We start from the raw sequence: 24,025 nt of genomic DNA on the forward strand, positions 1-24,025 counted from the left end.
GTCTGCTCGCGCCGGGGAGGTGAGGCGTAACGTTAAGTTATGTGGGAGCTATCGCTTCGTGTCCCGCCGCGGCTTGGCACGGGCGAACGCGTTGTGGTCCACGTCGATTCGCGAGGGGCACGGCTGGTCAGCGCCCTCGCGCTGCTCGGTGTGGCGGTGTGGTTACTCGCAGCCGGCAGGCATTTGGCTTGGTCGTTAACGATTTTGGCTGCGGTGGCGTTGGTCGCGCGTGGGATCTTCCTTGGCCGTCCGGTCACGGCGCTGCATGCGGTCATCGCCGCCGGGCTGCTTGTCGTCGGGTTGGGTGCGCACGTACTGTCCTCGGATCTGTTCGGCGAATGGCTCATCGCCGCATCGGGGTGGGTGTTGATGTGGCCGACGACCGCGCGTCCGCGGCCCGAAGATATGCCTCGGGTTTGGGCGCTGATCAATGCCACCGGCAACGACCCGTTGGCGCCGTTCGCGATGCAAACCGGCAAGTGCTATCACTTTGATCCGGCTTCGGTTGCGGCGCTGGCGTATCGGACGAGGTTCGGGTTCGCGGTAGTCAGTGGCGACCCGATCGGGGACGAGACGCGGTTTCCCGGCCTGGTCGCCGATTTCGCTGCCACGTGTCACACGCACGGTTGGCGAATGGTGGTGGTGGGCTGCAGCGAACGTCGGCTCGCTTTATGGAACTCCGACGTTGTCGGACAGTCGTTGCGCGCCATACCGATCGGACGCGACGTCGTGGTCGACCCAATCAGTTTCGATCTGGTCGGGCGCAAGTTCCGCAATCTGCGGCAGGCGGTGAGCCGCACGCGCAACGTCGGCGTCACAACCGAAATCGTGGCCGAACAAGAACTCGACGAGCGACGACGGGCCGAACTCACCGGGGTATTGCTCGCCTCCGAGAAAGGAGCACATACCGACCGCGGCTTCTGCATGAATTTGGACGGCGTGCTCGAGGGCCGCTTTCCGGGCACGCAGTTGATCATTGCCCGTGATGCCGGTGGGGTGGTACAGGGCTTTCACCGGTACGCGACCGCCGGCGGTGGCAGCGATTTCAGCCTGGACGTGCCCTGGCGGCGTCGTGGGGCGCCGAACGGGATCGACGAACGGCTCAGCGTCGACATGATCAGCTTCGCCAGAGATTCTGGGGCGCAACGGGTATCGCTCGCCTTCGCCGCGTTCACGGATCTTTTCGACGGGGACGGTCAGGGCCGGGTGCGACGCTGCTGCCAGTTCCTGGTTCATCTGCTCGATCCGTTGATTGCCCTCGAGTCGCTGCACCGGTATGTGCGCAAGTTCCACGCAATGGACGCTCGGCGTTATGCCCTAGTCACCTTCACTCAGGCGCTGCCGCTGATATGGGTGTTGTTGTCGCTGGAGTTCATGCCGCGCCGACGGCACCTGTGATCGAGAGTTCGGCACAGCCAATGTCACCTGGCAGGTGGTGAGTTGCCACCACAACGGTTTTCGTTGCGGGAATCAATGCGGCGCCCGGCACCAGAAGCTCGCGTAACACCCGGTCGGCGTCGGTTGCGTCGAGATGCTCCGTCGGTTCGTCGAGCAGCAGGATCGAGGCGGGGGAGAGCACCGCGCGCGCCAGTAATAGCCGCCTGCGCTGGCCCGCCGAGACCGCCTGCGCACCACCGGCTAACACCGTCGACAGCCCTTCGGATAGTCCGGCCAGCCAACCGCCGAGCCCGACGGCAGCCAACGCCGCGGTCAACTCGTCATCCTCGCAGTCGCCGCGGGCGACCAGCAGGTTGTCTCGGACGGTGGTGGCGAACAGATGCGCGTCTTCGGCGAAAAACGTTATGGCGCTGTGCAACTCCGGCTCCGGGAGCCGTCGCAGATCCACCCCGTCCAGGGTTAGCACGCCGTGTACTGGCGGGAGCAGTCCGGCCAGCGTCATCAGCAACGTGGTTTTTCCGGAACCGCTTGGCCCCGTGACCGCAAGGCGGGCACCCGGCGGTAGGTCTATGCGGGCCTCGTTCATCCGAGACCCGGAGTGCCCTGCCGTCACGTCGCCGAACAGTCGTCCCGGCAACCGGGCCGCTGCTGTGCCGCTCTGACCGATCTCCGTAGCGGGCGGTGCCAGATCCAGCAGGCGACGCGCCGCGATTCGCGAACGGGTCAACTGCACCGCGGCCCCCGGCAGCACGCTGGTCGCCTCGAACGCCGAGAGCGGTAGCAACATCAGGACGGCCAGGGTCGTCGGTGCCACCACAGGCGCCATCCCGATTCCGGCCACCACCGCGCCGAGCACGCTTATTCCGATCGCCGCGGTCGGTATCGCCTCGGCGGCAGCGGCCGGTCTGGCGGCGGCGTCCAGGGCCGCGCCCCAGGCTCGTTGCCGGCGTTGCGATTCGGCGATGATATTCGGCAGTGCCCCTGCCACTCTAAGCTCCGGGGCATGGTCCAGCGCCAGTACCGCCGCCGAGTCGCGTTCGGAATGATGCTGGCGGGCAACGGATTCCTGTGCGGCAGCCGCGCGGCCCGCCAGCCAGGGCGCGAAAACCCCGGCCACCAGCAGGCATACCGCCAAGACCATCGCGGCCGGTAGCGAGATCAGCCCGACGGCGACGACGCCAGCGATCGACAACACCATCGCGACACCGATCGGCACCAGTGCGCGCACCAGCACCTCGGCCAGCGCGTCGACGTCAGCGCCGAGCCGAGCCACCAGTTCGCCGCTGTGTAGCCGGACCGCAGCCTCGGGCGGGCCGCCGGCCAGCCGACGATAAATCTGCTCCCGGGCGGTGCCGGCGGCCCGCAGCGCGGCGTCGTGGGTGACCAACCGCTCGCAATAGCGCAGGACACCGCGCGAAATCGCAAAGGTTCGCACCGCGACGACCGCCACCGACAGTTCGAGCACCGGCGGCATCTGCGAGGCGCGGGTGATCAGCCATGCCGACACCGCGGCCAGCGCCAGCGCGCTGCCGAGTGACAGCGCCCCCAGGGCGATGGCCGCGACCAGACGGGGGATGCGGGGCCGCAACAGGTCAGCGGCAGTTAGGAGGGGATCAGACCGGCGCATAGCGCGCCTCGTTTCCGGCGGCAACCTCGACGACGCGGTCGCCGATCGCGATGATGCGCTCACGGTGCCCGACAACGATCACTGTCGCCCCGGCACGGGCCCGCGCGGCGATAACCTGCAGGACCCGTTCCTCGGTGCTGGCGTCCAGGTGAGCCGTCGGTTCGTCCAGCAGCAGCACGGGCGCCGAGGAGCCCAACGCGCGAGCCAGCGCTAAGCGTTGTCGCTGCCCAAGGGAGAGCCCAACGCCACCGCGCCCCAGCACGGTGTTCAACCCGTCCGGCAGCTCGGCCAGCACGTCATCGAATCCGGCGTCACTGCAAGCACTTTCGATATCAGCCACAACGCCGAACAGGTTAAGGTTGTCGCGCACAGTGCCCGCGATCAGCACCGGGCGTTGCGGCAGCCAGGACAATTGGCGCCACCAGTCGGCAGGGGCCAACTCGCCTACGTCGACGCCACCGACCGTGACGCATCCCGAGGAGGCGGCGGTGAGCCCGGCGATGACTTGCAGGGTGGTGCTCTTGCCTGCGCCGTTTGGTCCGGTCAGGACGGTCACCTGACCCGGTTCGATGAGCGCGGTCAGCTCATGCGGTGAGTGCCCGTCGCGCCCCACCACGCCCAGGCTTTGGATGCGGATCTGTGCACCTCGGGCGGCCACCGTGCGTTGGCCGGACCTGCTCGGCGCGGACTCGCCGATGAGGGCGAAAGCCTTGTCGGCAGCGGCCCTGCCGTCCTGCGCGGCGTGAAACTCCATCCCGATACGACGCAGCGGCCAGTACACGTCCGGTGCCAGCAGCAGCACCGTCAAACCGACGGTCAGGCTCATCTCGCCGAATACCAGTCGCAGACCGATGCTGACCGCCACCAACGCCACCCCCAACGTCGCCAGCAGTTCGAGCACCAGCGCCGACAGGAAGGCGATCCGCAGCGTCGCCATAGCCGAACGGCGATGTGCGGCACTGAGTTCGGCAATACGCTGCTCCGGGCCGGACGCACGTCCCAGCGCCCGCAACGTGGGGATACCGGCGATCAGGTCCAGCAACCGTGACTGCAGCGTCGTCATGGCTGCCAGTGCGGCGGCCGAACGTTCGGCAGTGGCCAAACCGATCAGCACCATGAAGATCGGGATCAGGGGCAGCGTGATCGCCACGATTACCGTCGATTGCAGGTCGTAGCAAGCGATCACCGCAACGGTGGCCGGGGTCAAGATCGCAGCCAGCAGCAGCGTGGGCAGATATCCGGTGAAGTAGGGCCGCAATCCGTCCAGGCCGCGGGTGACGACGACCGCGGCAGTATCACGCTGTGCCGCAAGCTCGTTGGGTGCTCGGCTGGTAACCGCGGTCAGGACCTGACCACTCAAATCGGCGATCACCGCGCTGGCCCCGCGCTGACCGAGCCGAGCCTGCAGCCAATGCGCGGCTGTACGCAAAGCCCACAGCGCAAACAGGATTGACAACGGGCCAACCCAATAGGCCAGGCGGCGGGTAGACGGATCGGTCGCTACTCGCGCAACGACGCTCGCCAGCACAATCGCCGAAGCAATTGCGCAGGCGGTGATCACGACCCCGCCGGCCACCTGGGCCAACAGATAGCGACGCAGCGAGATCGATGCCCGCCACAGTCGTGGGTCCAGCGGCGCCCGAGAGCTTCTGTCGGTCAGGACGGGCGCCTCGTCAGACCGATCGACGGCGGTATCCCGTCAGCCGAGATCCGTTGCCGGAAAACCCAATACGTCCAAGCTTGATAAACCACCGTCAGCGGTAACGTAAGCGCGGTGACCCACGTCATGATCTTCAGCGTGTATGGCGTCGATGAGGCGTTGTAGATCGTCACGCTCCATTGGCTGTCCAGTGTCGAAGGCACCAGGTTGGGGAACAGCGAGCCGAACAACAGCACCACCACGCTTGCGACCACCAACAAGGTGCAGACAAACGCCCAACCATCGGATGCCCGTCGCCAAACCAGCAGCGCCGCCACCAACTGGGCGACCAACGCCACCCCCAGGGCGGCCCACGTCCAGTTCTTGCCGTACGACAGTTGCGTCCAAACCCCAAAGCCCGCAACAATTCCCGTCGCGGGCAGCGACAGCAACCGGGCGAACCGGTGAGCGTCGTCGCGGAGGGAGCCGGAGGTCTTGAGAGCGACGAACACCGCACCGTAGAACAGGAAGAGCGCAGCGGTGGCCAGACCACCCAACAGTGTGTACGGGTTGAGCACGTCGCCGACCGACAAGTGGACTCGACCGTCGGCGTCCACCGGCAGGCCCCGGACCAGGATCGCGAACGCCGTGCCCCACAAGATCGCGGGCAACCATGATCCCACGGCCATGCCGAGGTCGGCCCACACCCGCCATTTCGTGTCGTCCACCTTGCCGCGCCATTCAATGGACACCACACGCACGATCATGCCGAACAAGATCAGCAGCAGCGGCAGGTAGAGCGTGGAGAACACGGTCGCATACCAGCCGGGAAACGCGGCGAACATCGCTGCGCCAGCGGTGATCAACCAGACCTCGTTGCCGTCCCACACCGGGCCGATGGTGTTCAGCGCTGCCCGCCGATGGGCTTCGCGGTCGCCCTTGCTGACTCGCGCGAACGGCTCCATCAACATGCCTACGCCGAAGTCGAATCCTTCAAGGACGAAGAAGCCGACGAACAACGCCGCGATGAGGCCGAACCACAACACTTGCAGGTTCATCTCTCAACTCCTTCCGACAGCTAGTAGGCGAACGACAGCGGTTTGACTTCTTCGTCGTCGGCCTGCGGCGGCGCCGGTTCGGCGTCGTGTTCCAGTGGACCTTCCACGACATAGCGCTTGAGCAGCCAGAACCAAATGACCGCAAGGACGGCGTAGATCAGTGTGAAGGTGGTCAGGGAGGTGATGACCATCCCGGGCGCGTGGTGGGAGACGCCGGCGGCGACGGTGAGGTGTACGTTCTGATCGCCGGTGGGGTTTGGCACCACCAGCCATGGCTGTCGGCCCATTTCGGTGAACACCCACCCGGCACTGTTGGCCAGGAACGGTGCCGGAATGGACAGCAGCGCGAACCAGGCGAACCACCGCTGCTTCGGAATCCGGCCACCACGGGTAAGCCACAGCGCAACCAAGGCAAACAACACCGGGATCACGAGCAAACCGATCATCATCCGGAACGACCAGTAGGTGACAAAAAGGTTGGGCCGGTAGTCATTTGGGCCGAACCGCTGCTGGTAGTCCTGCTGGATGTCGCGGACGCCGTGCAGCGTAACGCCGTCGAACCTGCCCTCGGCCAGAAACGGCAGCACGTAGGGCACTTCGATCACCCGGGTCAGGGCGTCGCAGTTGTTCTGCCTGCCGACGGTCAGGATGGAGAAGTCCGGATCGATCTGGGTGTCGCACAACGATTCTGCCGACGCCATCTTCATCGGCTGCTGCTGGAACATCAGCTTGCCCTGGTGGTCGCCGGTGAAAAACAGCCCAACGGTGGCGAGCAGCACCACCCAGCAGCCCAGGACCGTCGCCGGTCGGTACATTGCCCGGGTGCCGGGGTCCACGGTGCTGGTCTGGGATCGAACGAGCCACCACGCGCTGACGGCGGCGACGAACGTGCCAGCGGTGAGCAACGCGCCGGTGACCGTGTGGGCGAACGCCGTCAGCCCGGTGTTGTTGGTCAGCAAGGCCAGGATGTTGTTCAGTTCGGCGCGCTTGGTGTCCGGGTTGTAGTGCACGCCCACCGGGTGCTGCATGAACGAGTTCGCCGAGATGATGAAGAACGCCGAGACGTTCACCGAGATCGCAACGATCCAGATGCAGGCCAGGTGGATCAGTCGCGGCAACCGACTCCAGCCGAAGATCCACAGCCCCAGGAACGTTGATTCGAAGAAGAAGGCAAACAGGCCTTCCATGGCCAGCGGGGCGCCGAACACGTCGCCGACGAACTTCGAATACTCGCTCCAGTTCATTCCGAACTGGAACTCCTGCACGATGCCGGTTGCCACGCCGATTGCGAAGTTGATCAGGAACAACTTGCCGAAGAACTTGGTCAGTCGGTACCAGGCGACGTTGCCGGTGGCCACCCATGCCGTCTGCATGATGGCCAGCAGCGGCGCCAGGCCAATGGTGAGCGGCACGAAAATGAAGTGGTAGACCGTGGTGATCCCGAACTGCCACCGCGATATGTCGACGACGTTCATCTGTTCACTCCCGAGGCCGCGGGGTTCAACTACGACAGAGTGTAGTAGTAGTGCTTCGCCAGCGCTAGCGTCGCTTTCGAGTCAAATCAGCGGAGATCCTGGGAGGCCTTGCGGATGCCGAACGCCGACACGATCTCGAACAAGCCGAGGACAGCGAGCCAGATCCCGACCACGAATGCCAGGGTGATGATCGACTCGAATGGCGAGGCCATCACCACAATCCCGGCGAGAAGGCTGATGATGCCGATGAATATCGACCAGCCCCGACCGGGTAAGTGCGGGTCGCTGACGGCCGAAACCGTCGTCGCGACACCGCGGAAGATGAAACCGATACCGATCCAAATCGCAAGCAGCAGAACGGCGTTGCCGAAATGGCGAAAAGCCAGCATCGCCAGGATCAACGAGGCCGCTCCGCTGATGAACAACAGAATTCGACTGCCCGCCGACACATGAAGCGAGAACGCGAACACGACCTGCGCCGCGCCGGTGATGAGCAGGTAGACGCCGAACGCGATGGCCGCTGTCAACACCGAGATCTGCGGCCACGCCAACACGACGACGCCCAGGGCGAGCGACAGAATTCCCGACAGCAGTGTCGACTTCCACAGATGCGGCAACAGGCTCGGAGGCGACAGCGGTGCAGGATTTGTTGCGGGGCTTGATTCCATGGCATCAGTGTGACGCATGTGGCGGTACGGGTACAGGGCCTTTATTGAGCCTCAGACGTGCGCGGCACGCGCGTCGACAGTACGCAGTTCGTCGGGCTCATCGACCTTGCGGCCCACCAGATACCAGGTGCGCATCAAGCCCTTGCCCTTGACGTCGATATGCCCGCGCTCGCGCAACACGAAGTCGTCTTTGAGGCGTTCGTACACCTCGTCGGGCACCTGAATCTGACCGACGGAGTCAGTGGACTCCATCCGGGATGCCACGTTGACGGCGTCGCCCCAGACGTCGTAGAAAAACCGACGCGAACCCACGACGCCCGCCACCACCGGGCCGGTGGCCATGCCGACCCGCAGCGGAACGGCGCGGCCATGCGGATCCTTCAGTGCCGCAGCAACATCGGCCATATCCAAGGCGAAGTCGGCCAGGGCGTGCACGTGGTCGGGCCGCGGCCGCGGAACCCCGCTAACCACCATGTAGGAGTCGCCGCTGACCTTGATCTTTTCCAGCCCGTGCTTGTCCACCAGTTCATCGAACGCGCTGTAGAGCCTGTCCAGGAACCGCACCAGGTCGGCCGGCGCGGTGCTGCTGGCGCGCTCGGTGAATCCGACGATGTCGGCGAACAGCACCGACGCCTCGTCGTACTTGTCGGCGATGAGATGGCGCTCAGGGTCTTTGAGTCTTTCGGCGATGCTGGCGGGCAGCATGTTGGACAACAGTGCTTCAGAGCGTTCGTACTGGTCTTCCATGACCGCCTCGGCGCGCGCGGTGTCACGCAGGGCGAACCACACCGTCACAACCACCATTACGCACGCGGACACCGTGGTGATGACGAACCCCGTCGACTGCGCCCAAGGTGGCTGCAAACCGGTGTTGCGGGGGACGAAGAACTCGGTAGCGATGACCAGAGCCGCACCGATGGCCGCCAGAAAGCTTGCCAGCGCGATGTGTTCGATGCCGAGCACCAGCACGGCCAGGCAAGAGCCGACGATGAAGAAAAGCTGTGCGCCCGAACCGGTGCCCACATCCCAGCAACTCGCGAAGACGGTGACGTAGGCCGCGACGATGAATACGACCGGCGCCACCAATTCTCCGAACCGGTGCAGCATCGGGATCATCGCGAACGTCAGTGCGGCCAGGATGTTGATCGAGATCACCTGCCACAGAAATGCGCCGATGAACAATTGCACGGCCACGAAACTCGCACTGACCATCACAGACAGCCAGGCGACGATATTGAGCACCCGGGCCCGGCGGGCGGCGGCATCGGCATAGTGCTGTCGGATGTCGCGGGTCTGCGAGCGAACTGCGGCGACACAGTCTGGCTGGCGTTCCGCGCCGGCTGATCGAGCACCGCACTTGTTAGCGGCCACGAATAGAGCCTAAATGTTGACCTCGATTAACGAGCGATCTCGTCGCTGTTTAACAAACGTCAGCAACGCCGCAAAGATTCCCAGCGGTCGGATTGAACGAGTCGACTGCGGTGGTCGGATGTGGTGCCTTGCAGTAAGCAACTCAATGACGCGTTGCGAAATGGAGGGAGTAGCGAATGATTTTGCACGGCGTATGCCGTTGAATCCCTCAGATCGAGAAGGTACATAAGGAGCAGACTTCCCGATATGTCGGCGCGGATCAGACTGACGACCATCCAGTGGCATACCGCGGTGTTAAAGTCCGGCCATGAATGCCGCCCCACTATCGCCACCACCCGGCTGGTATCCCGATCCGGCCGGCGGAGGAGGCCTCAGATACTGGAACGGGCAGGCATGGATATCAGCTGCGCAGATGCCGATAGCGCCACACGGCCAGACCCAGCAAAAAATCCCACGTGGCCAACGATTCCCACGCCGTAATCACTTGCCTCTGCTGTTAGTCGGTGGTCTGGTGCTGGTGATCGTCGCGGGTGTAATCGTGGCGGCCATGGTCACACATGGATTCCGTGATGAACGGTCGTACCAGGCGGGGTGGGCCGCCGGAGGCGCCGTGCGCCCAGGCTTGGCTCGAGGACACAACTCTGAGTACATGTGCCGGCAGCAGCTGGATCGCTCGAAGATGGCCGGCGATATGGATTGGGACGACTATCTGGCCGGCTGCATAGACCACGTCCGAGAGGTCGTACATCGGTAAGCGCTGCGCAACACTCGTGGCTGTGCACGGCACATGTCGGCTTAATCGACTGCCTGGCCCACCCCAAGCCTCGTTCCCGACATTGCCACGCTGCGCCGCAGCATTCCGCGAACGCCCGTCAACGCCGTTAACGCCGGTGTCGTCGTAGCAGCGAGACAGCCAACTCGCGGGTGACGCACGGTGTCACTGAGGCGGTTTCTGATCGAGATGTTGTGCCCTCGGTGAGATTCGAACTCACACTGTACGGGTTTTGAATCCGTTTCCTCTGCCAGTTGGGATACGAGGGCTCGTGCGGTCTCCTACCTTAGAGCAACCCCCCCGAGTGACCGTTCACACCCGTCACGACACAATGTCCGTCATGACCGGCCCCACCACCGACGCTGACGCCGTCCCACCGCGCCGGGTCCTGATCGCGGAAGACGAAGCGCTCATCCGCATGGACCTGGCTGAAATGCTGCGAGAGGAGGGCTACGACATCGTCGGTGAAGCCGGCGATGGCCAAGAGGCCGTCGAGCTCGCCGAGCAGCATAAGCCGGATCTGGTGATCATGGACGTGAAGATGCCCCGCCGGGACGGGATCGACGCGGCGTCGGAAATCGCGAGCAAGCGGATCGCGCCGATCGTGGTGCTCACCGCGTTCAGCCAGCGCGATCTGGTCGAGCGGGCCCGCGACGCCGGGGCGATGGCGTATCTGGTCAAGCCCTTCACCGCCAGCGACCTGATTCCGGCGATCGAATTGGCCGTCAGCCGGTTCGGTGAGCTGACCGCGCTGGAGCGGGAAGTGGCAACGCTGTCCGACCGCTTGGAGACCCGCAAACTGGTCGAACGCGCCAAGGGTTTGCTGCAGGTGAAGCAGGGAATGACCGAGCCGGAAGCGTTCAAGTGGATTCAGCGTGCCGCTATGGATCGGCGGACGTCGATGAAGCGGGTGGCTGAGGTTGTGCTGGAAACCTTGGACACCCCCAAGGACGCCTAAGTCCTGCTCTTTGCCCGGCTCACACCGGCGAACTCTTCGCGAGCGTGCAGAGATGCACGCCGACACGCCGTCACGGCTGGCATTCTGTGCACGTTCGCCCCAAAGGGGGCGCCCGCGGCCCCAAAGGGGGGCGCCCAAGGCCGAGACGGCCGGGCCGGGACCGCCTAGCGCGCGACGATCACCGACGAGCCGTGGCCGAACAGACCCTGATTGGCCGTGACGCCCACCCGCGCGCCCTCGACCTGCCGCCCGGTCGCCTGACCGCGCAACTGCCAAGTGAGCTCGCAGACCTGCGCGATCGCCTGGGCTGGAATAGCTTCACCGAAGCACGCCAACCCACCCGACGGGTTCACCGGCACCTTGCCGCCGACGGCGGTGGCCCCGCTGCGGAGCAGAGCCTCGGCCTCACCCTTGGGGCACAACCCCAGGTGCTCGTACCAGTCGAGCTCCAGCGCGGTGGACAGGTCGTAGACCTCGGCCAGGCTGACGTCCTCTGGTCCGATGCCGGCCTCGGCGTAGGCGGCGTCGAGAATCTGGTCCTTGAAGACCCGCTCTGGAGCGGCCACCACAGCGGTGGAATCCGTTGCGATATCAGGCAATTCGGGTAAGTGCTGCGGATACCGCGGGGTCACCGTGCTGACCGCCCGAACCGAGGGCACACCGTCGAGTGAGCCGAGGTGCTTGCGGGCGAACTCCGCGCTGGCCACGATCAGCGCGGCCGCGCCATCGGAGGTGGCGCAGATGTCGAGTTGGCGCAACGGGTCGCTGACCACCGGGCTGGCTAGCACGTCTTCGACGGAAGATTCCTTGCGGTAACGCGCATTTGGGTTCTGCAGACCGTGCTGCGAGTTCTTGACCTTGACTTGGGCGAAGTCCTCAGACGTGGCGCCATACAAGTCCATGCGGCGCCTGGCGAGGAGCGCGAAATACACCGGGTTCATCGCTCCGATGAGGTGGAAGCGCTGCCAGTCGGGGTCGTTCTTGCGTTCACCACCGACCGGCGCGAACGCACCCTTCGGAGTGGTATCGGCGCCGATCACCAGCGCGACGTCGCAGAATCCGGCCAGGATGTGTGCGCGGGCGCTCTGCAGCGCCTGCGAGCCGCTGGCGCACGCGGCATACGACGACGACACCGGCACGCCGTTCCAGCCGAGTTTCTGGGCGAACGTCGAGCCGGCGATGAAGCCGGGGTAGCCGTTGCGGATCGTGTCGGCACCCGCGACGAACTGGATCTGTCGCCAGTCCAGGCCCGCCTCGGCCAGCGCGGCGCGTGCGGCGACGACGCCGTATTCGGTGAAGTCGCGGCCCCACTTACCCCACGGGTGCATGCCGGCGCCCAGGATGTAGAGCGGTTCGGGGCTCATGAGCTCACCTTCCACGCGTGCACGGTTCGTTCGACGCCGTCGGCGTCGGTGAACAGGGTCATGGTGGCCAGCTCCATTTCCATGCCGACCTTCAGATCGGCGGCCAGGGTGCCCTCGACTACCTTGCCCAGCACGATGATTCCTTCGTCGGCCAACTCCACCGCGGCGATGGCGAACGGCTCGAAGGGATCCGCCGCGGGATACGGCGCCGGCGGCGGGTAACGGTTCTCGGTGTAGCTCCACAGCTTTCCGCGCCGCGATAGCGCGACGGACTCCAATGAGTCGCTGTCGCAGCCGGGGTTGGGGCAGTTGTTCTCGCGCGGTGGGAAGACGTAAGTCCCGCAGGCCGGGCACTTGCTGCCGAGCAGATGGGGGTTGCCGGCCTCGTCGGTGGCGAACCACCCGTCGATAGCCGGTTCGGGGATGGTGACCTCTGGCACCAGCACAGACTACCAAGCGCTTGTTTGGGTGTGTAGGGCGTGTCGTACCCGTTGCCTAGAGTGTGACGCGTGACTAGCGGCAGCGACCAAACCAAACCGACGCTGATGTTGCTGGATGGCAATTCGCTGGCCTTCCGGGCGTTTTACGCGCTGCCGGCAGAGAACTTCAAGACCCGTGGCGGCCTGACCACCAACGCGGTCTACGGCTTTACCGCCATGCTGATCAACCTTTTGCGCGACGAGGGGCCAACCCACATCGCCGCCGCCTTCGACGTCTCGCGCCAAACCTTCCGCTCCGAGCGTTACCCCGAGTACAAGGCCAACCGTTCTTCGACGCCCGACGAGTTCCACGGTCAGATCGACATCACCAAAGAAGTGCTGGGGGCACTCGGCGTCACGGTCTTGGCTCAACCCGGCTTCGAGGCCGACGACATCATCGCGACGCTGGCCACCCAGGCCGAACGCGAGGGTTACCGGGTGCTGGTGGTCACCGGTGACCGCGACTCGCTGCAGTTGGTCAGCGACGACGTGACTGTGCTTTACCCGGTCAAAGGCGTCAGCGAACTGACCCGATTCACCCCTGAAGCGGTCCTCGGCAAGTACGGGCTCACGCCCCAGCAGTACCCGGACTTCGCTGCGTTGCGCGGTGATCCCAGCGACAACCTGCCGGGCATTCCCGGGGTGGGGGAGAAGACCGCCACCAAGTGGATTGTGGAGTACGGCTCGTTGCAAGGGCTCGTCGACAACGTCGAGTCGGTGCGCGGCAAGGTTGGCGACGCGTTGCGCGCGCACGTGGCCGGGGTGGTGCTCAACCGCGAGCTCACCGAGTTGGTCAGAGATGTGCCGCTGGCGCAGACACCCGACACGCTGCGGTTGCAGCCCTGGGACCGGGACCAGATCCACCGGCTGTTCGACGATCTCGAGTTCCGCGTCCTGCGGGATCGGCTGTTCGACACGCTGGCCGCTGTCGAGCCGGAGGTCGACGAGGGATTCGACGTGCGCGGCGGTGCGCTCGAACCAGGCACGGTCGGTCAGTGGCTGTCCGACCACGTCAGCGACGGTCGGCGAGCCGGCCTGACGGTGGTGGGCACCCACCTGCCGCACGGCGGGGACGCGACCGCACTGGCCATCGCGGCCGCCGACGGGGATGGCGCCTATATCGACACCGCCACCCTGACCCCGGACGACGACGCCGCACTGGCGGCTTGGCTGGCCGATGCCGACAAGCCCAAGGCCCTGCACGAGGCCAAGTTGGCGATTCACGACCTGACCGGCCGCGGTTGGACGCTGGCCGGCGTCACCTCAGACACCGCGCTGGCCGCCTATCTGGTGCGGCCAGGGCAACGCAGCTTCACCCTCGACGACCTATCACTGCGTTATCTGCGCCGCGAGTTGCGCGCGGAAACAACTGAGCAACAACAGCTTTCGTTGCTCGACGATGACGATACCGACGGCCAGGCCGCCCAGACCGGGATTTTGCGGGCCCGTGCGGTGGTCGATCTGGCCGACGCGCTGGACGCCGAGTTGGCCCGCATCGATTCCACGGCGTTGCTCGGTGAGATGGAGCTGCCGGTGCAGCAGACGCTGGCTGAAATGGAGCAAGCCGGCATTGCCGTCGACCTGGCCATGCTCACCGAGCTGCAGAGCAATTTCGGTGACCAGATCCGGGATGCCGCCGAGGCCGCCTACGCGGTGATCGGCAAGCAGATCAACCTCGGCTCGCCCAAGCAGCTGCAGGTGGTGCTGTTCGACGAGCTCGGCATGCCCAAGACCAAACGCACCAAGACCGGCTACACCACCGACGCCGACGCCCTGCAGTCGCTGTTTGACAAAACCGGTCACCCGTTCCTGCAGCACTTGCTGGCCCACCGCGACGTCACCCGCCTCAAAGTCACCGTCGACGGGCTACTCAACTCAGTCGCCGCAGACGGCCGGATCCACACCACTTTTAACCAGACGATCGCGGCCACCGGCCGGTTGTCGTCGACCGAACCCAACCTGCAGAACATCCCGATCCGCACCGACGCGGGCCGGCAAATCCGCGACGCCTTCATCGTCGGGGCCGCCCACCAAGAGCTGATGACCGCGGACTACAGCCAGATCGAAATGCGGATCATGGCCCACCTGTCCCGCGACGAGGGTTTGATCGAAGCGTTCAATACCGGCGAAGACCTGCACTCGTTCGTCGCGTCCCGCGCGTTCGGCGTGCCGATCGAGGAGGTCACCGGCGAACTGCGCCGCCGGGTCAAGGCGATGTCGTATGGCCTGGCCTACGGGTTGAGCGCCTACGGGTTGTCGGCCCAGCTCAAGATCTCCACCGAAGAAGCCAAGGAGCAGATGGACCAGTACTTCGCCCGGTTCGGCGGGGTGCGCGACTACTTGATGGCCGTGGTCGATCAGGCCCGCAAGGACGGCTACACCTCGACGGTCCTGGGTCGGCGGCGCTATCTGCCGGAGTTGGACAGCAGCAACCGCCAGGTGCGCGAGGCCGCCGAACGCGCGGCGCTCAACGCGCCGATCCAGGGCAGTGCCGCCGACATCATCAAGGTGGCCATGATCGAGGTCGAGAAGGCCATCAAAGAGGCCGGGCTGGCGTCACGCATGTTGCTGCAGGTCCACGACGAGTTGCTGTTCGAGATAGCACCCGGTGAGCGCGACCGGGTCGAGGCGCTGGTCCGCGACAAGATGGGCGGCGCGTACCCGCTGGATGTCCCGTTGGAAGTGTCCGTCGGCTACGGCCGCAGTTGGGATGCGGCAGCGCACTGAGATGTCGGACCAGGCTCAGCGCCCACCGCTCGTGCGCTTCCCACTGATGGTCTTCTCGAAGCTGTTCGGCCTGCTGCCGGCCCAGGTCGCCGACGCACTGTTGGCCATGCTCGCCCGGCTCGTCTACTGGCGTGGTCGTGCCCAACATCTGAATGTGCTGCAGGACTTCCGGGACAACGTGGATCCGACTGCGCAGTTCTCCGCACGAAAATGGCGGCCGGTCCAGGCGATGTACCGAGCGCTGGTCCGCAACGCCAACGACGCCATCTGGTTTCTCGCCGCAACGCACGATGCCGCGCTGCGCCGCTTCCGGATAGCGGACCCGTCGCCCCTACATGCCGCCCTGGATGCAGGTCGTCCGGCGGGGGTAGGGGTCATCGTCGCCTTCCCGCACCTCGGGTCCTATGCCGCGCTGCCAATCGTGCTCGCGCTCAACGGCTTGCCGACCACGGTGGTCGCCAACCGGCAGCGTGCCCTGATGCAGTGGGTGATCGCTCGCGGCGCTCACAAAGCCGGACTGGAACTGATCACTGTCGAGCGCACCGGGGGAGCCAGCATTACCGCGGCAATGGCGGATGCCTTGAGGCGCGGCCGCGTCGTCGCAATCGCGGGCGACTATTTCCGGGCGCGAGAAAGCCCGCAGGGCGGGACCAGTGCGGGTATCCACGTTGATTTGGCGGGCATCAAGCGCCCCGTCGGTCCGGGACCCGCACTGCTGGCCCTGCGCACCGGGGCGCAGATCGTCCCGGGAGCGGTCTTTCAGCGCAAACACCGGCGCGAACCGGTGTTCGGTGAACCGATCCGCGTTGGCGCGCTCGACGGTAACGAGCGGGATCTACGCGAGGCGGTTCAGGAGACCTCACAACGTGTCGCCGACGCGATGGCGGAGTTCATCAAACGCGAACCGCAGCAGTGGCTGATGCCGGGCGGGCTGGTGTCGGATTCGGTGGGCCGCCGACGGTAATCACCTGCTCATGCGAGGGGGCGAGTTTGTCCAGCTTGTACCGCGTCGAGTAGCCTCAACAGGCAAACCCAAATTGTCCCTACGATGAACCCTGTCCGGAGCAACCCAACAATATGCCGAGTCCCGCCGTCACCTCGCCGCAAGTAGCCGTCAACGACATAGGCACCAGCGAGGATTTTCTAGCCGCAATAGACAAAACGATCAAGTACTTCAACGATGGCGACATCGTCGAAGGCACCATCGTCAAAGTGGACCGGGACGAGGTGCTCCTCGACATCGGCTACAAGACCGAAGGGGTCATCCCCGCCCGCGAGCTCTCCATCAAGCACGACGTCGACCCCAACGAGGTCGTTTCCGTCGGCGATGAGGTCGAGGCCCTGGTTCTCACCAAAGAGGACAAAGAAGGCCGACTGATCCTGTCCAAGAAGCGCGCCCAGTACGAGCGCGCCTGGGGCACCATCGAAGAGCTCAAGGAGAAGGACGAGGCCGTCAAGGGCACCGTCATCGAGGTCGTCAAGGGCGGCCTGATCCTCGACATCGGGCTGCGTGGCTTCCTGCCCGCATCGCTGGTCGAGATGCGCCGAGTGCGCGATCTGCAGCCGTACATCGGCAAGGAGATCGAAGCCAAGATCATCGAGCTGGACAAGAACCGCAACAACGTGGTGCTGTCCCGGCGCGCCTGGCTTGAGCAGACGCAATCGGAAGTTCGTAGCGAGTTCTTGAACCAGCTGCAGAAGGGGACCATCCGCAAGGGTGTGGTCTCCTCCATCGTCAACTTCGGCGCGTTCGTCGACTTGGGCGGGGTGGACGGTCTGGTGCACGTCTCCGAGCTGTCTTGGAAGCACATCGACCACCCGTCCGAGGTGGTTCAGGTGGGCGACGAGGTCACCGTCGAGGTGCTCGACGTCGACATGGACCGCGAGCGGGTTTCGTTGTCGCTGAAGGCAACTCAAGAAGACCCGTGGCGCCACTTTGCCCGCACCCACGCCATCGGCCAGATTGTGCCCGGCAAGGTCACCAAGCTGGTTCCGTTCGGTGCGTTTGTGCGTGTCGAGGAGGGCATCGAGGGTCTGGTGCATATCTCCGAGCTGGCCGAGCGCCACGTCGAGGTGCCCGACCAGGTGGTTGGTGTCGGCGACGACGCGATGGTCAAGGTCATCGACATCGACCTGGAGCGTCGCCGAATCTCGTTGTCGCTCAAGCAAGCCAACGAGGACTACACCGACGAGTTCGACCCGGCGAAGTACGGCATGGCCGACAGCTACGACGACCAGGGCAACTACATCTTCCCCGAGGGCTTCGACGCCGAAACCAACGAGTGGATGGAAGGTTTCGACGCTCAACGCAACGAGTGGGAAGCCCGCTACGCCGAGGCCGAGCGCCGGCACAAGATGCACACCACGCAGATGGAGAAGTTCGCTGCGGCGGAGGCGGCAGACCACGGTGGCGGCGGTCAGTCGTCCTCGAGCAGCAGCTCCTCGGAGAAGTCCGCGGGCGGGTCGCTTGCCAGCGACGCCCAGCTGGCAGCTCTGCGGGAGAAGCTCGCCGGCAGCGCCTAACCAACGCGGATGCTGCGCATCGGCTTGACCGGTGGCATCGGTGCCGGGAAATCGGCGCTGTCCAAGACGTTCTCGGAGTGCGGTGGCATCATCGTCGACGGTGATGTCATCGCGCGCGAGGTCGTCGAACCGGGTACCGACGGGTTGAAGTCGCTGGTCGACACCTTCGGTGAAGACATCCTGCAGCCCGACGGCTCGTTGGATCGACCGGCGTTGGCGGCCAAGGCATTTGCCAACGACGAGGAGCGCCAGAAGCTCAACGCGATCGTGCATCCGCTGGTGGGGAAGCGCCGCGCCGAAATCATCGAGTCGGTTTCGCCGGATTCGGTTGTGGTCGAAGACATTCCGTTGTTGGTCGAGTCCGGGATGGCGCCGCTGTTCCCGTTGGTTGTCATCGTGCACGCCGATGTCGAACTGCGGGTGCGACGACTGGTCGAGATTCGCGGCATGACCGAAGACGACGCGCGGGCCCGGATCGCCGCGCAAGCCACTGACGAACAACGCCGGGCCGTCGCCGACATCTGGCTGGACAACTCGGGCTGCCCGCAGGATCTGGCACAACGCGCCCAAGACATCTGGCAGGAACGCATCCTGCCGTTCGCGCACAACCTGACTCAGCGTCAGCCTGCGCGGGCCGAAGTCAGGCTGGTGCCCGCCGACCTCAGCTGGCCGGATCAGGCCCGACGTATTGTCAACAGGCTGAAAACCAGCTGCGGCCATCGGGTGTTGCGGGTGGACCACATCGGCTCGACTGCGGTGCCGAACCTCGACGCCAAGGACGTCATAGATATTCAGGTCACCGTCGAATCGTTAGACATGGCAGACGAACTCGCCGAACCGTTGCTGGCTGCCGGTTGTCCGCGTCTCGAGCACATCACCCAGGACGCAGCGAAGGTCGATGCCCGCAGCACCGTACCCGGATTCGACCACAGCGACGATCCGGCGTTGTGGCACAAGCGCATTCACGCCTCCGCGGACCCGGGCCGGCCGACCAACGTGCATATCCGTGTCGCAGGCTGGCCGAATCAGCAATTCGCGCTGCTGTTCGTCGATTGGCTGAAAGCCAATGCCGATGTGCGCGAGAGATATTCGCAAGTCAAGAACGAAGCCGATGCGGGTGCCCGCGGCGACATCGTGCGCTACGTGACGGCCAAGGAGCCGTGGTTCCGCGACGCCTACCGGCAAGCCTGGGAATGGGCCGACGCCACCGGCTGGAAGCCCTGAGTCGCCATGCCATTCGTCACCGACATCCTGGGTCCGCGGCGGCCCGTCGTTGACGAGGTACCGCCGCTGACGGCGGGCAGGCGGCGACGCACCAGCACCATCGACACCCATCCGGACGGCTCGCGCGGCTCCCTGGTGGAGCTGCGCGCTCGCGACGCGGGGGCCGCGACCGCAGCAGAGGTCCGCGTCAGCGCGCACCTTACCGATCAGGTCATCGACGACATCACCGTGCACGCCGGTCTGGACGTCCTGCTGGGTAGCCGTGTGGGCGCCGGTTTCCGGGCGAAGATCGCCCAACTGTTCCCGGAGGAGGTGCGCAGGGCCAGCCTGCTGCACCTGCTGCTCGACGACTGGGTCGGTGCGGCGCTGGTGTCCGGCTACGCCACCCAGTACGGGGCGATCGTGGACGACGTCGAGCAGAAGATGCCGTCCGGCGTCGCCGACCGGATGGCCGGGATCTGCGCGGGTTTCGCGCCGCAAGCGTCGTTGATCGGCTATGCCCGGCAGCACGACGTCATTCCGACGGGCCAGGGTCCGGTGGCACCGCCGCTGGACGGACTGCACGAGGTAGAGCCACTACGAGCGCGCGGGATGCGCAGGTTCCGACGGCTCGATATGTGGCCGGGGCAGACCGGGGCGGTGCACTTCGAGGCCCACTTCCGCGACTCGCACATGGACGATCACCTAGTCGAGACGATCCTGCACGAGTACACCGTCGCCGGCACCGTCGACAGCTCGACCCGGACCATCACGTCGGTGACTGCCGAGGTACGGGTGCTGCCATGGCAGGAATGCCCCGGCGCCATCGGAAGCGCGGGCCGCGTCCGGGGCATGACACTCAGCGAGTTACGCGACCGCGTCCGCGGCGAGTTCGTCGGCACCAGCACGTGCACCCATCTGAACGACACGCTGCGCGCGATCGCCGACCTGGACGCGCTACTGGATCTTCGCTGACAGGTATTCGGCCAGCAGCACCACGATTTCGTCCTCGAGTTCTTTGAAGTCCACCGGGTCCGGACCCGCGATGAGACGGTGCACCAGAGATTCGATGGTCGCCACGACGATCTGGGCGTTCAGCCGGCTGCTCCGCACACCCGGATGCTGCTCGAGTAGCCGCGCTGCGGCATCCACACTGAATTGCTCCAGCTCGTGTATCCGGGCGAGAAAGGCCGGCGCACGCGGGGCTTCCTCGAACAACACCCGGTGTAGGCGCGGATTGCCGCGGTGGTTGTCGATGGTGGCGCGCACGAACAGGCGCAGCGTGTCGTCTAGCCGCTCCGGCAGACCAGCCGACAGCCGATCGGCCAGCAACGCGGATCCGGCGTCCACGTGCGCATCCATCAGTGCCCTCAAGACGGCGTCCTTGTTCGGGAAGTACTGATACAGCGAACCGATCGAGACGCCCGCCTGCTCGGCGATGCGGTTCGTGGTTCCCGCCGTATAGCCGTGCTCGGCGAAAACGTGAGCCGCCGCGTCCAGGATGCGTTGTCGAGTTTCGGCGGCCCGCTCCTGTTTGGGCTGCTTACGTTGCCGAAATCGATCTGTCGGGGCGATCGCTGAGCTCCTGAAAAAAGCGAGTAGTCATGAGGCGTCGACACCAGCAAAATTAGGTGACCTAACTTGAGGAGCCGGCCATGCGTACCGTGCACGTCGAAACTATCCTGCCCACCAGCGCTGAGCGCGTCTGGTCGGCGATGCTATCGCCGGCCACCTTTCTCTACGTCTGCAAAGGGCTGTTCGGCTTCCCGTCACTAGCCGGACGCACCGAGTGGTTGCGGGCCGGCGAATCTGGCACCGGATGGCTGTTCGCATTCCACGTGATCCCCGCCTACCGGCACACCATTGAGGTCGTGGAGGTCGACGAAGCCGCTGGGACGATCCGCACCCGCGAACACGGCGGCGTCCTCAAACAGTGGAATCACACGCTGCACGTCGAACCGCTCGAGGCAAACCGCTGCCGCTACAGCGACACCGTGGACATCGAAGCAGGGGCCCTGACGGGCGTCGTCGTGATCGTCGCGACCGGGATCTACCGGTACCGCCAGCGGCGTTGGCGCAAACTCGTTCGGCGGCACATGACCCCGGAGCTACCTAACGGTCGCGCCAACTGAGCCGGATCTCGCGCCCGCTCAGCCAGGCATGGAGGTCATAACCATTGCGCGCCAGGCCGTCGATGGCGGTCACGGCCCGACGCACCGCCAACTCGGCCACATCCGGGCTGAGCAGTCCTTGCCGCACGGCTGAAACCAACTCGTCGACATCGGCCAGTTCCGCGCCCCGCCCGGTGCGTATTTCGATGTCGAGGTAGTGGTCTTCCGAACGCCACACCTCGGGGCCGGGCGTGTATTCGCCGACGTCGAGGTAGTAGTCGAGATCGCGTTCATGGCCAGGGTTGAAATGAAAAACCGTGGCGCGCAAGCCCAATGACGGGAGTAGCCACGACTGCAGGTAGTGGAACTGGGCTCGGCCGGGCGTCGGCCGGGCCAGATACAGGCCCCACGGGTGCACCGCGTACTCGTCGACCGTCCGCACGATGCCCTTCGGATCGGTGTTGGTGCGGGCGGCCAGGTCGAAAGTCTCGTGCTTGGGCGGGTGGATCCTGCAACACTACCGGCGCAAGCGCAGCTTCCAACGCACGAAGCAGGCGTAGAAGATCGACAGCCCGGCCAGCATCCCCAGGTCGAGCAGGTAGATCTTCGACGTGTGCGCCCATAAACGGTCCTGCGGTATCAGCGAATCTGGCACCAGCGAGCGCACATCGACCGCCGATGCCGCCGCGGCGTAACCCCAGCGGGCAGGCACCACCGTGGCCACCTGTTCCAGGACGAGCCGGTGGGTCACCGGAACCATTCCGCCGCAGAGCACCAGCTGCGCCATGATCGACACCACGAACAGCGGCATGATCTGCTCGGAAGAGCGCACCAACGCCGAGATGGCCAGTCCCAGCATGGCTGAGGCCACACAAGTGCCGGCGACGGTGAGGAACAGCTCGAAGGCCGCCGCGAGGTTGCCGTGGCCCAGTACCAGGCCCCCTCGGGTCGGTCCGCCTTTACCGGCGATCACGATGGCAGTGGCAATCGCGGCTTGCAGGACCGCGAACGCGCAGAACACCGCGGCCTTGGCCAACAGGTAGGCCGTCGTCGACAGACCCACCGCCTGCTCCCGCTGGAACACCGCCCGTTCACCAACCAGATCGCGGATCGTCAAGGCCGTCCCCATGAACGCCGCGGCCAAGAGCAAAAGGTTGAGAATCTGAGCGGATTCATCAGGCGTCCCGCCGTGCTCGCCGACCACCCGAAATCCGTTGGAGCCCGGAACGGTCAGCGACAAAGCGCCGAGCACGAAAGGCAATAAAGCCAGGAACACGAAGTACGCGCGGTCGGCGACCACCAGGCGAACCTGTCGCCGCGCGATGGTCGAGATCTGGCGACGCACACTGGTGTGCACCGGTTTACCCAAATCTGTTGGCGCACTGTCGGGTCCAGGACATTCCTGCGGCCGGCTCTGAGCCAGGAAGCGACGGTTGGCTTCGGCTGGGTCCGCGCCCACCTGGCTGAAGATCTTGGCCCAGTTGGTGGTGCCCATCGCGTCACCGATTTGGTCCGGACGACCGCAGAATGCGGTCGTGCCGCCCGGCGCCACCAGCAGCAACTGGTCACAGATGTCCAGGTAGGACAGCATGTGCGTCACCACGATCACCACCCGGCCGGCGTCGGCCAACTGGCGCAACATCGTCATGACCTGGTGGTCGAGTGCTGGATCCAGTCCTGAGGTCGGCTCGTCAAGAATCAACAGCGACGGCCCGGTGAGCAATTCCAGCGCCACCGAAGCCCGTTTGCGCTGTCCGCCGGACAGCTTGTCCACCCGGGTGTCGGCGTGCTTGGTCAGGTCGAGTTCGTCGAGGACCTGGGTGACGATGCGGGCTCGGTCGGATTTGCTGGTGTCCGGCGGCAGCCGCAGCTCTGCGGCGTACCCCAGCGCCTGGTGCACCGTGAGCTGCCGGTGCACCACATCGTCTTGCGGAACCATGCCGATCCGGCTGCGCAATGACGCGTATTCGGCGTGTATGTCGTGCCCCTCGAAGCTGACTGAGCCCTTGCTGGGGCGGGCGTAGCCGGCGATCAGCCGAGCCAGCGTGCTCTTGCCGGCACCCGACCCGCCGATCACGGCGGTCAGGGTGCCCGGTCTGGCAGTGAGCGAGATGCCGTCGAGCAATTGTTTGCCATTGTCGACGATGTAGTCGACTGCGCGCACCTCGAGGCCGCCGGTGCGCGTCTCGGTAGCGCTCCGCGGCGCCAGCGTGTCCTTGTGCAATACCAGATCGACGTTGCCGATCGTGACCACGTCGCCCTCGGACAGGATCGCCGAGCCCACCCTGGTGCCGTTGACGAATGTCCCGTTGATGCTGCGATCCTGGATCTCGGCGCCTAGTGGGGTGGGGCGCAGCGTGGCGTGCTGGCGTGACGCCAGGACGTCGGAGACGACGATGTCGTTGTTATTGGCGCGGCCAATTGTCTTGACACCGGCCAACTTCGGGGTCGACACCGGGCGTGGGGTGAGTATCTTCACCATCCGGGTGGCCAGACTCGATACGTCGGCCGATTTGGCGTCGATCACGGTGAGCTCACCGGGCGGGGGCTCGACGTCGACCCTGGTGACTTCGTCGGGCGGGTGCGCCGGCCGGGTGGTGATCGTGGTGACGCACATGCTGTCCTACCTGGACATCTGTGACCAGTTGCTGC

At 65.2% G+C, this 24,025-nt stretch carries 19 protein-coding genes, 1 tRNA gene and 2 pseudogenes; 10 read left to right on the top strand and 12 right to left on the bottom strand.

Translation table 11 applies throughout. The features are described 5' to 3' along the window. Nucleotides 1-39 precede the first annotated feature (39 nt). Nucleotides 40-1,398: a bifunctional lysylphosphatidylglycerol flippase/synthetase MprF gene (locus A5634_RS11515; protein WP_065144173.1), complete on the top strand. Its 1,359-nt coding sequence runs from the start codon at nucleotides 40-42 to the stop codon at nucleotides 1,396-1,398. Here the strand turns inward: A5634_RS11515 and cydC are convergent. The 6 genes from cydC to A5634_RS11545 form a co-directional block, all read right to left on the bottom strand. Beyond that, nucleotides 1,373-3,025 carry a thiol reductant ABC exporter subunit CydC gene (gene cydC / locus A5634_RS11520; protein WP_065144174.1) on the bottom strand — a complete coding sequence of 551 codons (1,653 nt, stop codon included), beginning with the start codon at nucleotides 3,023-3,025 and terminating at the stop codon, nucleotides 1,373-1,375. The genes A5634_RS11515 and cydC overlap by 26 nt on opposite strands. Then, nucleotides 3,012-4,625, bottom strand: a complete 1,614-nt coding sequence (gene cydD, locus A5634_RS11525; protein ID WP_065144175.1) for a thiol reductant ABC exporter subunit CydD — start codon at nucleotides 4,623-4,625, stop codon at nucleotides 3,012-3,014. Before cydD ends, cydC begins: the two co-directional genes overlap by 14 nt. Nucleotides 4,626-4,681: 56 nt before the next feature. Beyond that, nucleotides 4,682-5,722 (bottom strand): cytochrome d ubiquinol oxidase subunit II, encoded by a 1,041-nt coding sequence (gene cydB, locus A5634_RS11530; protein ID WP_065144176.1) that lies wholly within the window; start codon nucleotides 5,720-5,722, stop codon nucleotides 4,682-4,684. Nucleotides 5,723-5,742: 20 nt separating this feature from the next. Continuing rightward, nucleotides 5,743-7,197 carry a cytochrome ubiquinol oxidase subunit I gene (locus A5634_RS11535; protein WP_065144177.1) on the bottom strand — a complete coding sequence of 485 codons (1,455 nt, stop codon included), beginning with the start codon at nucleotides 7,195-7,197 and terminating at the stop codon, nucleotides 5,743-5,745. An 86-nt stretch (nucleotides 7,198-7,283) separates the two neighbouring features. Continuing rightward, nucleotides 7,284-7,883, bottom strand: coding sequence for an HdeD family acid-resistance protein (locus tag A5634_RS11540; protein ID WP_155769488.1), 600 nt, complete (start codon nucleotides 7,881-7,883; stop codon nucleotides 7,284-7,286). 33 nt (nucleotides 7,884-7,916) lie between these two features. Next, nucleotides 7,917-9,236 carry an adenylate/guanylate cyclase domain-containing protein gene (locus A5634_RS11545; protein ID WP_065144178.1) on the bottom strand — a complete coding sequence of 440 codons (1,320 nt, stop codon included), beginning with the start codon at nucleotides 9,234-9,236 and terminating at the stop codon, nucleotides 7,917-7,919. 307 nt (nucleotides 9,237-9,543) lie between these two features. On the opposite strand from A5634_RS11545, the pseudogene A5634_RS30120 reads away from it, so the two are divergent. Together A5634_RS30120 and A5634_RS29350 are read left to right on the top strand one after the other, a co-directional pair. Continuing rightward, nucleotides 9,544-9,639: pseudogene (locus A5634_RS30120) on the top strand (DUF2510 domain-containing protein); the annotation flags it as partial. Nucleotides 9,640-9,720: 81 nt separating this feature from the next. After that, nucleotides 9,721-9,990, top strand: a complete 270-nt coding sequence (locus A5634_RS29350) for a hypothetical protein (RefSeq protein ID WP_253861557.1) — start codon at nucleotides 9,721-9,723, stop codon at nucleotides 9,988-9,990. Between the two features lie 213 nt (nucleotides 9,991-10,203). Here A5634_RS29350 and A5634_RS11555 read toward each other — a convergent pair. Then, nucleotides 10,204-10,277: transfer RNA gene (locus A5634_RS11555), tRNA-Leu, on the bottom strand. A gap of 71 nt (nucleotides 10,278-10,348) precedes the next feature. Between A5634_RS11555 and A5634_RS11560 the strand changes: the two genes are divergently transcribed. Beyond that, nucleotides 10,349-10,966, top strand: a complete 618-nt coding sequence (locus A5634_RS11560) for an ANTAR domain-containing response regulator (protein WP_065144200.1) — start codon at nucleotides 10,349-10,351, stop codon at nucleotides 10,964-10,966. A gap of 164 nt (nucleotides 10,967-11,130) precedes the next feature. Here A5634_RS11560 and A5634_RS11565 read toward each other — a convergent pair whose 3' ends face one another. Together A5634_RS11565 and A5634_RS11570 are read right to left on the bottom strand one after the other, a co-directional pair. Then, on the bottom strand, nucleotides 11,131-12,330 hold the full coding sequence (locus A5634_RS11565; protein WP_065144180.1) for a lipid-transfer protein: 1,200 nt from the start codon (nucleotides 12,328-12,330) through the stop codon (nucleotides 11,131-11,133). Next, complete coding sequence (locus A5634_RS11570; RefSeq protein ID WP_065144201.1) at nucleotides 12,327-12,770, bottom strand: Zn-ribbon domain-containing OB-fold protein; 444 nt, start codon at nucleotides 12,768-12,770, stop codon at nucleotides 12,327-12,329. Before A5634_RS11570 ends, A5634_RS11565 begins: the two co-directional genes overlap by 4 nt. Nucleotides 12,771-12,875: 105 nt before the next feature. On the opposite strand from A5634_RS11570, the gene polA reads away from it, so the two are divergent. The 5 genes from polA (at nucleotide 12,876) to A5634_RS11595 (ending at nucleotide 20,237) form a co-directional block, all read left to right on the top strand. Then, on the top strand, nucleotides 12,876-15,536 hold the full coding sequence (polA, locus tag A5634_RS11575) for a DNA polymerase I (RefSeq protein WP_155769493.1): 2,661 nt from the start codon (nucleotides 12,876-12,878) through the stop codon (nucleotides 15,534-15,536). A 46-nt stretch (nucleotides 15,537-15,582) separates the two neighbouring features. After that, complete coding sequence (locus tag A5634_RS11580; RefSeq protein ID WP_172831682.1) at nucleotides 15,583-16,500, top strand: lysophospholipid acyltransferase family protein; 918 nt, start codon at nucleotides 15,583-15,585, stop codon at nucleotides 16,498-16,500. A gap of 113 nt (nucleotides 16,501-16,613) precedes the next feature. Continuing rightward, on the top strand, nucleotides 16,614-18,059 hold the full coding sequence (gene rpsA, locus A5634_RS11585; RefSeq protein WP_065144183.1) for a 30S ribosomal protein S1: 1,446 nt from the start codon (nucleotides 16,614-16,616) through the stop codon (nucleotides 18,057-18,059). Between the two features lie 9 nt (nucleotides 18,060-18,068). After that, nucleotides 18,069-19,283 carry a dephospho-CoA kinase gene (gene coaE, locus A5634_RS11590; RefSeq protein ID WP_065144184.1) on the top strand — a complete coding sequence of 405 codons (1,215 nt, stop codon included), beginning with the start codon at nucleotides 18,069-18,071 and terminating at the stop codon, nucleotides 19,281-19,283. Between the two features lie 6 nt (nucleotides 19,284-19,289). Then, the gene (locus A5634_RS11595; protein WP_065144185.1) at nucleotides 19,290-20,237 is read left to right on the top strand and encodes a DUF2889 domain-containing protein; all 948 of its coding nucleotides are present in this window, start codon (nucleotides 19,290-19,292) and stop codon (nucleotides 20,235-20,237) included. Here the strand turns inward: A5634_RS11595 and A5634_RS11600 are convergent. Beyond that, complete coding sequence (locus A5634_RS11600) at nucleotides 20,220-20,837, bottom strand: TetR/AcrR family transcriptional regulator (RefSeq protein WP_065144186.1); 618 nt, start codon at nucleotides 20,835-20,837, stop codon at nucleotides 20,220-20,222. The genes A5634_RS11595 and A5634_RS11600 overlap by 18 nt on opposite strands. An 80-nt stretch (nucleotides 20,838-20,917) precedes the next feature. Here A5634_RS11600 and A5634_RS11605 point away from each other — a divergent pair, with 80 nt between their 5' ends. Then, nucleotides 20,918-21,394 carry a hypothetical protein gene (locus A5634_RS11605; protein ID WP_065144187.1) on the top strand — a complete coding sequence of 159 codons (477 nt, stop codon included), beginning with the start codon at nucleotides 20,918-20,920 and terminating at the stop codon, nucleotides 21,392-21,394. On the opposite strand, the gene A5634_RS11610 is transcribed toward A5634_RS11605, so the two are convergent. Together A5634_RS11610 and A5634_RS11615 are read right to left on the bottom strand one after the other, a co-directional pair. Continuing rightward, nucleotides 21,375-21,815: a DUF402 domain-containing protein gene (locus A5634_RS11610; RefSeq protein WP_065144188.1), complete on the bottom strand. Its 441-nt coding sequence runs from the start codon at nucleotides 21,813-21,815 to the stop codon at nucleotides 21,375-21,377. The two genes, A5634_RS11605 and A5634_RS11610, sit on opposite strands and share 20 nt — an antisense overlap. Nucleotides 21,816-21,890: 75 nt before the next feature. Further along, nucleotides 21,891-23,966 (bottom strand): annotated as a pseudogene (locus tag A5634_RS11615) (ATP-binding cassette domain-containing protein); the annotation flags it as partial. Nucleotides 23,967-24,025 lie beyond the last annotated feature (59 nt).

It is taken from the genome of Mycobacterium asiaticum, assembly GCF_001673365.1.
GTDB classification, from domain to species: Bacteria; Actinomycetota; Actinomycetes; order Mycobacteriales; family Mycobacteriaceae; genus Mycobacterium; species Mycobacterium asiaticum_A.